The 11,995-nt window shown below is 46.4% G+C and carries 12 protein-coding genes and 3 pseudogenes; 5 read left to right on the forward strand and 10 right to left on the reverse strand.

Annotated features, from left to right (window positions below; genetic code table 11):
* Positions 1-310: 310 nt before the first annotated feature.
* A pseudogene (locus H6G00_RS11975) lies at positions 311-967 on the forward strand (IS256 family transposase); the annotation flags it as partial.
* A 69-nt stretch (positions 968-1,036) separates the two neighbouring features.
* Here H6G00_RS11975 and H6G00_RS11980 read toward each other — a convergent pair.
* The 8 genes and pseudogenes from H6G00_RS11980 to H6G00_RS12015 form a co-directional block, all read right to left on the reverse strand.
* Positions 1,037-1,693 carry an IS6 family transposase gene (locus tag H6G00_RS11980; RefSeq protein WP_190796903.1) on the reverse strand — a complete coding sequence of 219 codons (657 nt, stop codon included), beginning with the start codon at positions 1,691-1,693 and terminating at the stop codon, positions 1,037-1,039.
* 62 nt (positions 1,694-1,755) lie between these two features.
* Positions 1,756-1,920 (reverse strand): annotated as a pseudogene (locus H6G00_RS11985) (IS6 family transposase); the annotation flags it as partial.
* Entirely contained in the window at positions 1,898-2,209 is a 312-nt protein-coding gene (locus H6G00_RS11990; RefSeq protein WP_190641624.1) for a hypothetical protein, read from the reverse strand. The gene H6G00_RS11990 and the pseudogene H6G00_RS11985, both read right to left, overlap by 23 nt.
* Positions 2,210-2,333: 124 nt before the next feature.
* Complete coding sequence (locus H6G00_RS11995; protein ID WP_190641625.1) at positions 2,334-3,938, reverse strand: FAD-dependent oxidoreductase; 1,605 nt, start codon at positions 3,936-3,938, stop codon at positions 2,334-2,336.
* Positions 3,939-3,958: 20 nt separating this feature from the next.
* Positions 3,959-4,570, reverse strand: a pseudogene (locus tag H6G00_RS12000) (FMN-dependent NADH-azoreductase).
* A gap of 26 nt (positions 4,571-4,596) precedes the next feature.
* A complete protein-coding gene (locus tag H6G00_RS12005) occupies positions 4,597-4,773 on the reverse strand; it encodes a hypothetical protein (protein WP_190641627.1) in 177 nt (58 codons plus the stop codon).
* A 92-nt stretch (positions 4,774-4,865) separates the two neighbouring features.
* Positions 4,866-4,994: a helix-turn-helix domain-containing protein gene (locus H6G00_RS12010; protein WP_190796904.1), complete on the reverse strand. Its 129-nt coding sequence runs from the start codon at positions 4,992-4,994 to the stop codon at positions 4,866-4,868.
* 12 nt (positions 4,995-5,006) lie between these two features.
* Positions 5,007-5,792: an AraC family transcriptional regulator gene (locus H6G00_RS12015; RefSeq protein WP_190796905.1), complete on the reverse strand. Its 786-nt coding sequence runs from the start codon at positions 5,790-5,792 to the stop codon at positions 5,007-5,009.
* 604 nt (positions 5,793-6,396) lie between these two features.
* Here H6G00_RS12015 and H6G00_RS12020 point away from each other — a divergent pair.
* Entirely contained in the window at positions 6,397-6,753 is a 357-nt protein-coding gene (locus H6G00_RS12020; protein WP_347277665.1) for a thermonuclease family protein, read from the forward strand.
* Positions 6,754-6,863: 110 nt separating this feature from the next.
* Here the strand turns inward: H6G00_RS12020 and H6G00_RS12025 are convergent, their stop codons facing one another.
* The gene (locus H6G00_RS12025; RefSeq protein ID WP_190796906.1) at positions 6,864-7,553 is read right to left on the reverse strand and encodes an IS1 family transposase; all 690 of its coding nucleotides are present in this window, start codon (positions 7,551-7,553) and stop codon (positions 6,864-6,866) included.
* A 586-nt stretch (positions 7,554-8,139) separates the two neighbouring features.
* On the opposite strand from H6G00_RS12025, the gene H6G00_RS36090 reads away from it, so the two are divergent.
* The 3 genes from H6G00_RS36090 to H6G00_RS12045 all read left to right on the forward strand — a co-directional run bounded on the left by H6G00_RS36090 (position 8,140) and on the right by H6G00_RS12045 (position 10,958).
* Positions 8,140-8,997, forward strand: a complete 858-nt coding sequence (locus H6G00_RS36090; protein ID WP_190640753.1) for a calcium-binding protein — start codon at positions 8,140-8,142, stop codon at positions 8,995-8,997.
* Positions 8,998-10,079: 1,082 nt separating this feature from the next.
* Positions 10,080-10,535: a hypothetical protein gene (locus H6G00_RS12040; RefSeq protein WP_190640755.1), complete on the forward strand. Its 456-nt coding sequence runs from the start codon at positions 10,080-10,082 to the stop codon at positions 10,533-10,535.
* Positions 10,536-10,724: 189 nt separating this feature from the next.
* Entirely contained in the window at positions 10,725-10,958 is a 234-nt protein-coding gene (locus tag H6G00_RS12045; RefSeq protein WP_190640756.1) for a hypothetical protein, read from the forward strand.
* A 226-nt stretch (positions 10,959-11,184) separates the two neighbouring features.
* Here H6G00_RS12045 and H6G00_RS12050 read toward each other — a convergent pair whose 3' ends face one another.
* Entirely contained in the window at positions 11,185-11,814 is a 630-nt protein-coding gene (locus H6G00_RS12050) for a nucleotidyltransferase family protein (RefSeq protein ID WP_242042241.1), read from the reverse strand.
* Positions 11,815-11,995 lie beyond the last annotated feature (181 nt).

Below are 11,995 nucleotides of genomic sequence, written 5' to 3' on the forward strand. Positions count from 1 at the left end.
TATTTAGCATCATTTTGGGGTGAATTGGTTGTGAAGAAAGCTGTTCAACACCAGCTTTTGATTACCTTGCCGACGATTCTATCTACCTCCTCACCGATGAGAACGGCATAACTATCATTAGAGGGAACCATTCCGCTGATCCATCTAAAACAGCTGGATCGGTGGAATGATTCTGCATAATACGCTCATTTGGGTAGACCGGAATCCCCGCCCTTTCGATTAAAGCGTGAGAGGAGGAGAACGAAAATGCTTTATTTCAACCGATCGCGAGTAAGCATTTCTACTTACCCTCCAAAACTTTATCCCAGATATTCACTTAGCACTGGGTGTCAACTTGTCGGGCACCAAAGAACTCTTAGGAGTATGGATGAGCCAGAATGAGTCTGCCAAATTTTGGCTGGCTGTGCTCACCGAGCTTCAGAACAGAGGACTCAAAGACATCTTCATTGCCTGCTGTGATGGACTCACAGGCTTCCCTGATGCGATTGAAGCAGTCTTTCCTAAAACTCAGGTGCAACTTCGCATTGTTCACATGGTGCGAAATTCCCTGGGCTACGTCTCCTACAAAGACCGCAAAGCGGTGGCTGCTGACCTCCGCTTGGTTTATACTGCCAGCACCGAATCTGAGGCAGAGCAGCACTTGGTAGCGTTTGCCGAAAAGTGGGACAAGCAGTATCCCACCATTAGCAAGTCTTGGCTTAATCATTGGCGACGCATCATTCCCTTCTTTGCCTTTCCGGCTGAGATTCGCAAAGCGATTTACACGACTAACGCAATTGAGTCGATGAACATGACCCTCCGTAAAGTGTTGAAAAATCACAGAGCCTTTCCCACTGATGAGTCTGCACTCAAGGTTGTCTACCTGGCAATCCAAAACATTTCCAAAAAGTGGACGATGCCAATTCGAGATTGGAAACCTGCTCTAAATCAGTTTGCAATCGCTTATGAAGATCGCTTTCCTCTCTAAATTTAGATCTTTGACACAAATCCATTGACATACCCTGTTGATGAATTCTGCTTGAGACACACTGTCCCCTTAGTTGATTCCCTTCACTTGCCCTTTGCGAATCATCGCCATTGCCTCAATTCCTCGCAATGTTCTCCTTGCTGTATTGAACGATCGAAACCCCATCATCGGCTTCACAATCCGCTTTACATTACGATGGTCTTGTTCGATGATGTTATTCAGATACTTGCTCTGCCGCAATTCGGTTTCAGCTTTTAACGTTTTGTCCTGCTTCAATTCATCGACGGCAACCGGATAAGCCGCATTTTTATCGACCGTGATTACTCGTGGAGTTTGAGTGTGCTTCGCTCCTAACACTTTACGGAAAAACCGTGCCGCTGCTTTTCCGTCTCGCTTCGCACTCAGCATAAAATCTAAGGTATTGCCCTCTGAATCCACTGCTCGGTACAAGTATTTCCACTCGCCTTTCACCTCGATGTACGTCTCATCCACCCGCCAGGAATCGTTCGTGGGATTGAGAAAGGAACGAATGCGTTTGTCGAGTTCGGGCGCGTAATTCCGCACCCACCGATGAATTGTCGTGTGATCTACTTTCACGCCGCGCTCCACCATCATTTCCTCTAAATTCCGGTAGCTTAAGGAATAGCGACAATACCAGCGCACATTCAGCAGGATGATATCGGGCTGGAAATGTCGCCATTTGAACGGAGATTTAGGATCAACCACGGAACGTCAATTTTGCTCTCAACAGGCTCAAATTCTATCAGTTTTTGCAACAGAACCTACTTGAGAACCCACCGATGAATTGTCGAGTGGTCTACCTCCACCCCCCGCTCCTGCATCATCTCCTCTAAATCTCGGTAGCTCAAGGCGTAACGGCAATACCAGCGGACGTTGAGTCGGATGATCTGGGGCAAAAAGTGCCGCCACTTAAACAAGGAAGCTGTAGACATCACAGGGCAGGAAGGAGAGTTTAGTCCTGCTTACCTTACCATTCGCTGGTCTTTGCGACACAGCCGTAAATAGAACCAGGATGAGGAAATATAAAGCTCCCATCGCAGCGATCGCATCGGTTGAGAGTCGCCCAATAAACCAGGAATCGGTGAGATTGAGGATTGCCTGGACACTGCTATTAAGGAATAAAGGCAGTGACAATGCCAAAATAGCCCGATAGTCCAAACAGCGTTTTCCCTGCCTATCTACTTTCACAGCAGGAAGCAATGATTCTGAGCTATGCACCATCAAAAGCTCCTAGCTAAAACAAATGATCATCAGATAGCAACGCAATTGCAAATAGTGATATGAACATTGCAAGGAGGTGTTGCCACAAGCCTTAGTGGGAAAAAAAGTGGCAATGGAGTATCTGTTAGGACAACTGAGCAGCTACCAGTATTTCCTTAACTGCCTTTAGAGAGGATTCCAGCGCACTCTGCATCCAAGCTTGATTCGTTGAGGCATGTTCTCCTGCAAAATAGATGTGACCTTCGGGAGTAATCACATCTGCATATAAGCTCGTTTGCTGATAAGGCTTCATCATTGCCCAAGATCCCAAGCTCCAAGGGTGATCGTCCCAACTCCAACTCTCCATCTGTCGAATCATGCCATTTTGGTTAATCTGGGGGTGAATCTTCGCAAGATTCTGTTGAACGATTCGATGGCGTTCCTGTGGGGGTAGGTTGGCTAGCCGACGGGCTTGACTGCCCATCGTGTAAGCAGCCAGCAGCACAGATGGATTGGCAGAAATTGCAGGGTCTTTTGTCTGTGCATTATCTGAGGGATAGTAGAGCGTAGAAATAGGTAAATCACTCGCTGTGCTACCTCCATAGATCCCGTCATCTGTTTCCCAGAAACGGCTATTTACAACAGCTAGTACTTTGGTGGCAGAGTCATAAGACAACTCGCGAATAGCTCGCTGTTTCGCGGCAGAAAAAGGCGTATCCAGCCGAGATAGAACCGGGAAAGGAATTGTACAAAGAACAAAATCCCCTTCTTCCCTCTGAATTGTATTCTCTTCTAAATAAACGGCTGCCGCCTTCTGCGTCTCATCATCTCGCTCCAGTTGGATCACTTCACAGCCCATTCTCGGTTTCGATTTGAGCTTATCTGCTAGAGCCGCAGGGAGGCGATCGCTACCGCCAACAATTTCCTCCATCTCGTCATAGTTTTCACCCACGCGGATAAAGCTAAGGGCGGAAAAGTACATCACATCACCGAGAAAACCGTTAGCTGCTGCCATCATTTCAATCGCATCATTTGAGAACCCAGACGCTTTAGACCACTGAAGCATGGACTGCTCATCCATCTCGCGGACGGCTGCACTATGAATCCGCTCTGCAAAGATCTCGGCTTTTTCCGACTCAGTTAACTGAGCAAGACGACTTCCAACCACAGTTCCTAAAATATCATTTGGCGTTAACCCGCGTTCCGAGCTACCGAGATTGTAGATACGACTCAAATTTGCTGCATCCCTAACTCGTATGCGCTGCTCGCGCAGATAGTAGTATCCTTCTGGATTGCTGATCATGTATGAGCGAAGTTGCAACCCACATTCACGGATGTAGTGATGAGTCAGATTATGACGCTTAGGAATTCGGGATGCACCGACATCACCATACAAACCATCCTCAAAGCGCAAGGTGCGAACTCGCCCTCCAATATGGTTGCGTTCTGCTTCCAGGATGACGCAAGTGTGTCCTCGTTTTTCCAATTCGTAAGCCGCACAAAGTCCCGCCATTCCCGCTCCTAAAATGATCACTTTCAGAGGCTGGCGAGGATTAGGAACTGCTTCTAATTCATTGAGCAAGTTAGCCGACTTAGTTGCGGTCTGACGAGTTCTTGCACTCGCAGATCTCCCAATATGAGGAAATCGGGATGTGAAAGCTGCACCACTGGCAAGTGCAAGACTCCGTAAGAGCCAGCGACGACTGATCTGAGGTAAAGGAGTTGAAGAAGGTTTATCGTTTCTATTCATTTTTAGTTCTTCATAATTGCTCACCAGGTTGCAGTGAGAGATTGAATAGCTGTTTGTGCAGTAGTTAACGATCGCGCTCTGGCTTCATCTCCCATCGTTAAATTTTCAGCATGGATAAAGGTGATATCTGTAACTCCAATGAACCCAAAAACAGTTCGCAGATAAGGTTCCTGAAAGTCAAGCTGTTTTGAGGATGCGTCATTGGAGTAACTTCCACCTCGTGTCGTGATAATTAAAATTTTTTTGTTTGTCACTAACCCTCGTCAATCTTGAGTGAATGTGCGATTTACGCGCACAATTTGGTCGATATAGGCTTTGAAATTAGCCGGAACACTAAAGTTATACATGGGCACGCCAAAGACATAGCGATCAGCAACCCACAGTTCATCAATTAACTCATCAGAGATTCTCAAAGCATCGATCAGATTAGGAGCTAAATCTTCAGACTTACTAAACGATGCAGCAATCCAGGCTTCATCAATAGGTGAAACTGGGTATTGACCAACATCGCGATAGGTGACGCGATCGCCTGGGTGACGCTGAAGCCAACTAGTAACAAATTCCTTTGTCAACGCACGCGAAGTGGAGCGGCTCCCTCTAGGACTGGAGTCAAGATGCAGAATATGAGACATGATTCAAGGGTTTCCTTATGCGCTAGCTATTCCTGCTGTGGCTTTGGCATCAGGAGAAAGCAGCCTACTGTAAAAGATAAACAGGCACACAAACGAATAATTGATCGAACGGAACAAGTTTCAACGACTTCCAGGCTGACATCAAACGTGAAAATTAGGCTGCCGACTAAAAACAATCCATTGCCAAACCAAGCGTTCTTCATCTTGCTCCAAAGCCACAATTCAGTGAATACCCTCAGTATGGAAAGGATGCGCCGTTGATTTCTTGCCAGATTCTCCGATTTTTAGCACATTCTCACTGGTTGTTGAGAAAGATCTTCGGCGTGACTCCAACCCAACGTTTGAAGTGACGATTGAGATGGCTTTGGTGAGCAAATCCAACCTGAAGCGCAATATCTGCAATCGCCAGCTTCCCCTCGCTCAACAATCGCTTTGCTCACTCGACTCGGCGCTGAATCACAAATTGATGGGGGGTAAACCCAGTTGATTGCTTAAAAAGCTGGGTAAAGTAATTCGGACTCATCTGGGCGACAACTGCGAGTTCAGCTAAAGTCAAGTCGCGATCAAGATAAGCATCGATGTATTCGATCACCTGCCTTAATCGGTAGGTCGGCAAGCCACCTTCTTGGGCTGGTAGCATAGGTTTTTGGGTCGTGTAGTGGCGAAGCAGATGGATAAATAGCGTGGTGCTGAGAGAATCTATATACAATCGCCCACCTAAACCATGTGACTCAAGCTCAGCTTTCAGAGCCAATCCTATTCCATGAACTAATGGATCAGAGGTAGCAAAATGAGGCAGTAATTCAGCCCTATTCCAGCTTTCCGTTGACCGCACCGCGCTGAGAAATGCGGTTGGATCAAGACTAAGAATCAGGTAGCGATGCTCTGTATCCCAACGAGCATAATGGGGCGTATGGGCTGGAACAATCAGAATGTCGCCAACCTGAAACTGGTCTTCTTGAAATTTTGTATCTAACCTTTGTTCAGCCTTCGTCGGAATCTCCAGGTGAACCAGAATCAAGTGCTGATTAGATATAGTTTCAGGAATCTCATGGGGAGAGTGCTGATAGTAGCTGAAATGAATCCCATTCCATTGTCCCGGTTGGCTTGAGAGGAGTGAACCAGAGGGAAAAACCTGCAAAACCTCACTGTCTCTGGTGAAGTCGATCGCCAGGGCACTACATACAGATTGGTTTCTGGCTTCAGGAAGAGCTTGTTTCACACAACCAGCTTGTCTAAAAGCTACTAGAATACTGTAGTCATTTTGATTATGATTTATCAGTTCACACCGTGCAAGTGCATTAGGCATCTTATCTCTCGCAGCATCCCAATCGGGTTGCCAGGTTGCTCACTTTCACAGATGAATTAATTCGTCTGCATATTAATTCTGCCAAAAAAGTTGCGATAGATTACTTCAGACAATGAATAAAGTCGTTAATGGTTGACTGCAATGATTGGTGTACGTTTTCACAACAGATGGCGCGGCTTTCAAATTCGTGGCGTGTATCTCCTATTTGCCTTTCGTATGGCTCACGGTAGCGTGCTACGATTCTCCAGGGGGAAACAGCTTGGCATCACCTATCCGCCTATTTTCTCCATGGGCATTCATTGCTGCAACGAACATACCTCATGAATCTGAGTGGTTGTGTAAAAGTTTTGCGCCATGAATTTGATGATGAGATCTGATGAGTGCTGATAGAACAAAAATAATAAAGCCCTTGTTCTGCAAAGGTTATACGTTTTACGGTGCTGCGCCACAAATTTGAAGGCCGCGCCATCTGTTGTGAAAACGTACAATAGTCCAGCAGGGTCAGACGGCTGAAACCATTCGGCTCTGTGGGATTGATGCGCCGGAGTCGGAGCAGCCGCTTGGGACGGAGGCTGAAGCCCTGGTGAGAGGCTTGGTTGAGGGGGAAGAGGTCGGAATTGTCCCTGTAGAGCGCGATCGCCATGGTCGCCAGGTTGCTGAGGTATTCGTCTCTGGAGGCGGTGAGGAAGAAACGTTTGTTCAGCAAGAGCTACTGATGGCTGGACTAGCTTACGTTTACCCCGAGTATGTGGAGGGTTGCCCTAATGGTGAATCGATGCGAATGGCTGAGGCGATCGCCCAGGAGAATCAGGTTGGGGTGTGGTCGGGCAGTCATCAGCGCCCTTGGGAGTATCGTCGAGCACAGCGGGAATAATGACAGGGTAAACAAAGCGTTTACGTTTTCATAGGACACCTTGGGCGATCGCTCCTCATACTGGCGATCGCTTTTTATAGGAATTGTGGCGTTGCTGAAACTGTAATGATTTAAGCTAGCCAAGGGATTGACCGAAACTTCAAGTAGTGAAGCAGCAAACGAAGGGAGCATTTCAACATCTCAATTGACTTGGAGTAGCATAAGGTCTTGCGGTGCAACCGTGCCAAGTAGTGCCGCAGGCGATTGTTCTCTCCCTCCACACGAGTCATATAGGTTTTGCTCACAATCTGGTCACCCTCCTCAATGAACATCGGGTAAACTTTCCATCCATCAGTGACATAGAAAAAGCATTGCCAGCATTTGACAATTGACCACAGCCACTTGAACGTTTCCGCACTGCGGTCACCTATGACCCACGCCAAGATTCCGGCTCCCTTATGATTCACCGCTGTCCAAATCCACAGTTTGTTGCGCTTATTGCCCACAAAGGTTTGCAGCTCGTCTAAGTCAGTGATCTCAGGAATCTCCTCTGCTTCTGGCGCATCCGGTAGTGGATGTCCTGCTGCTCGAATCCAGCGCAGAATTGTCGTGTGATGGATTTCGGTGACACGTTCGATGCCTCGCAGCCCCATGCCGTTGAGATACATCTTGATGCACAATTGCTTCACCTCATTCGAGTAGCGCCAAGGATAGTAGGTTTCCAGAAATTGCCGCCCACACTGCTTGCACTTGTAGCATTGTCTCCCTCGACGATGCCCGTTCTTTGCAGTTTGAGTTGAATGACATTGAGGACATTTCATGCTTCTATAATGCCGAATTATGCATTACCCTTGCAGCAACGCCGGAATTGTTACATCTAATTGTTGGAGCTAACAAGGAGTAGTAGGCAGCATACTTAGAACTTTACCCGAGGCATTGTTTGGTTTGCTACTAGTTAATGTTGCTGGTTAGTAGAAGCATGGAAGTAATTGCTCAACTAGGTCGACCTAAGCCCGCCTTCGACAGAAGATGATAGGCTTTTGCCACGAAGGAACTGCCCTCTCTTGATGTTCTGAACCATGCTGAAAAGGATGCCCTCATTGGAAGACTGTGGCAGGAGTTGCAAACGTTGCGGGCAGAGGTCGAAAAGCTGAAGCAAAAACGGGTCAAGAAAACTTTCCGTAATTCAACTTTGCCTCCCTTACAGAGCTCTTATACATCCCTTAGCGATAACTCTTTAAGAGAATTTTTGCTGGGAAAGTAGTGTCTCCTCGGCACTACAAAAGGCATTTACAAACTCATTTCACTCAACTGCGAAAAGTGACTTTGAGCAACGCCAGTAATAAGTAGAGGGAACCAACTGAAAAAACTCTCGCAACATGCACACTTTGCCAGGAGCAATTAGCAATGGGTACTTACACCGGAGACAACAATAGCAATAACTTTTCAGCAACCAAAGAGAAGGTTTATGACGCACCTTGGTATAAGCCTTGGGCAAGCGATAAGTGGGATTGGAAATCTTGGACAATTGATGGAAGAGGAGGGGATGACGTTCTTGTCGGTAGTCCTCTAGCTGACAAAATTTATGGCGGTGAAGGAGCAGACAGAATTTGGGCAAATTCTGGGGATGACCTTGTCAGCGGCAATGCAGGAGGAGATGTTATCTATGGTCAAGCTGGAAACGATCACCTTTACGGAGCATACGGTCCAGCCATCATCTCTAAGGATCTGGGAGGGGGTCTTGTTCAAATACAGCATATCGATTATGCATATCAGGAAGATGGAGCCGACTTCCTATACGGAGAATCAGGGGATGATTTCTTAACCGGAATGGGTGGTGATGATTATCTAGATGGTGGAGATAACAAAGACTCATTAAATGGTGGAGACGGCTACGACACTTTGATTGGAGGTAACGGTGATGATTCCCTTTGTGGTTATGGAGGATCAGGAACCAATGGGGAAGTAGATACGTTAACGGGTGGTGCTGGAGAAGACGTATTTGCTATTGATAGTCCGAGTTTTACATTTTTTGAGGGAACTTATTCGGTCATCACTGACTTCAACTATATGGAGGGAGATAAGATTCGGGTTGGGCTAAATATTGATGACTACACGTTTGATAAATCAAGAGATTACGGTATTGGTGATGCTAATTTGCATGACACCGCAATTTTCAAGGGCACCAACCTGATCGCCGTTGTTCAAGATAACGTTGATCTAATTCCTCAATACGACTTTATTCCTACCCGGCTGATTGAATAATATGCAGCTCATTAAATTGGGTTTTGAAATGATTGTAATTGCTCATCTATTAACTCGGCAATGTAAGTCTCAAAAGGAAATCTAGCGTTTCTAAGGGTTACAGGCTAGAAAATGCAAGATCAATGATTGCCGGTTTAATAGGTTGACCCAAGCCCGCCTTTGACAGAAGGTGATAGGCTTTTGCCACAAAGGAACTGCCCCCCTTGATGGTCTAAGCTACGCAGAAAAGGATGCCCTCATTGAAGGGCTGTGACAGGAGTTGCAAACGTTGCGCGGGCAGAGTCCGAAAAGCTGAAGCAAAAACGGGTCAAGAAAACTTGCCGTAATTCAAGTTTGCCTCTCTCTTACAGCCATTTTCGGATGGGTAAGCCACTGCGTAGGGGTGGTTCGCAACCGCCCTTACAGAAGTTTGTGGTTCACATAAATGAGAATGGCTGTAGGGCTTCAGGCCAAACCAAAGCAGTTCTAGGTCAACTTCCCTTAATTGCCAGGAAACGGAGATTCGCCGTTACGGTGGGCGGCAACTGAGCTAACAGCCGAATCAAGTCAGTGGTTGCCTAAGCTAAGATTTGTCCTCACTGTGGGGTCGAAGTTAACCTATCGATGTACGGCTTGAGCGGGATTTACGAGCGTATTGAACTGCCCTCGCTTACCCCTCACATCATACGAGTTGAACGTTACGGCAGGATTTGTCAGTGTTGCTAGCAGACCTATGAAGCGGCTGTTCCGGTCGACTTGGAGCCATGGTTTCCCTTTGGCAGGAGTGTCGCGAGTCTAGTGACTGTTAGGCAATGGTTCACCAACAATGTCAGTTGTTACTCAGGACCCTTAACCAAGTCCATAACTTTCCCTAACTTCTAACCATCGCCACCAGCAAGACCACCGCCTACAGTAAAAGAGTGATGAGAAACAGCCCAGAGAACCAAAGCAAAACACTCTCACCACAACGCTGCCAAAGACTTTCAACGAGTAAACATTTCTACTCCCCATGTACCTCAACTGGCTGAAGCCAGCGAGTTGTCTCTGGGAGCTTTAGCCTGCTCATCTTCAATCTTAGTCGTTCAAAACAGAGGATTTTCACGATGAACCCATTCATTCCCTTTCCCGTTCCCAAACTCAACAAATGGATGACCAGTTGCGTGCTGGGTACCACGCTCTTGGGGCTTCCTATGACAGCAGTTGCTCAAGAATTCACGACTTGCGTCATGACAATAGACAGTAGTGTTGTCTGTGGCACCCATACCTTTCTACAGGTTGGCAACACGTCATGGCTAGTTGAGACTGCGGAGAATGGGCGTAATTCCGATTTCCATGAGGTTCCGTGGGTGTTTTCTCAGGATGGAACAGTTCGCGCTGGTCACCTGTGGCAAGGCTTTTGGCAGGTCGAATCTGAGGACACGATTAGCGTGACCATTAGAATGAGCGACAGTTCAGCTACCGATCGATTCACAGTTCGGTTTCATGGTTCAACAAACTTTACGGCTTATAAAAATGGACGTGCTTATCGATACGGGATTTCGGCAGATGGTCAAGGTTAATATCTTGAGCCCTTGAACGCCTTTACATGAGGCATCAGCTATTGAACGCTAACCCAAACAATAGACCCCAACCTAGTTGCATCTGGTGACAGCGCCCCTTCAATCACCCCGAGTTGACATCAGTTGTCACTCTCAGCGCTCTTTTGAATGGTCTAGATGACGGTAATTAATTTAAAGGAGACAGTCATCATGGAAGTTGAACATTTTTCTGCTGAAGAACTTTCACCAGAAGAAGTCAAACAATTAGAAGAACTGAGGAGGACGATTGAAGCGGCGATTTCAGATGGTTGGCTCTCTCATGACGAATTGGAACAGATCAAAACCATTGCTTTTGCACACCAAAAGATAGTTCCAGAAGCATTACAACTGTACTCGAAACTTGTAGGCAAAATCAATCGGGGTGAGTTGGGATATGAGTGGTAATGCACTTCTGTATACTTCTTGCCGAAGGATGCTGAAGGGTAAGCGGGTGAAAGCGATCGCTGTTGGTTTGCTATCCTTTTCCGGATTTGCTCTAATTGCATCTGGTGACAGCAACCCTGACGCTATTGGCGAATTATTTCTTCATGATTAAACTACCTATTCTGCCGTTGTCTGGTTTACAAAACTCAATCAGTTTCAGCAGAAGAATGACAAAGATTCAAGGCTTTTAGAGTGTTAAGCAATGTTTCGCCAAAAGTGTCTTTGCTACCTTTACCCCTGGTAGGATTACTGGATTATTTAGAAGTTGCTGATAATCTTCTGGTGTATCTAGATCAACAAGTCCTTGTGGAAAAGGAATGCCAATCACATCCGAGATATGGTTGTAAATGATTTGTTTTGCTCCTGTAGTAGACTGTAGCGATACAAGTTCCGAAAAAATATTGTAGTTGAATAAAGCTGGTACGCCTAAAGTTCCAGCATATTCTGAAGCAACAATAGATTTATGGTTGACGTGATATGTTGCAATCAGTTGATCAATGATTTCAGTAGAGATGAAGGGCTGATCGCAAACTAAGAAGATGGCTGCCTCTAGTTCACGATGAGTTTGACTCAGGGCTTGAATGCCAGCTTGGATTGATGTTCCCATTCCCGCTGACCACTGATTGTTATCCGTGAACTGTATATCGTATTGGGCAATTTCAGGTTTGATTTGTTCGGCGTACGCACCGAGAACAACAACGATGGAATTGCAACTCGAGGCGATCGCTGCTTCGACTGTTCTACAGATTAGACTTTTCCCTTGGTACAACAGAAGCTGCTTCGGTGTTCCCATACGGATAGAAGCCCCTGCTGCCAAAATTACGAGACCGATTGAAGACACTTCCGCTCCTTGTTATTGTGATTATTGTGAATTCGTCCTGGTATTGATGCTCCTATAGATGTCAAGTTTTTTGTATTCTAAGGATGAATCACTTCAGGGCGTTCAGGAACCGGAAACGTGTTACGAACAATGTGATAAATCTCCCGCGCCACATAGC

The sequence above is a fragment of the Leptolyngbya sp. FACHB-541 genome, assembly GCF_014695875.1.
Taxonomy (GTDB): domain Bacteria; phylum Cyanobacteriota; class Cyanobacteriia; order Elainellales; family Elainellaceae; genus JAAUTN01.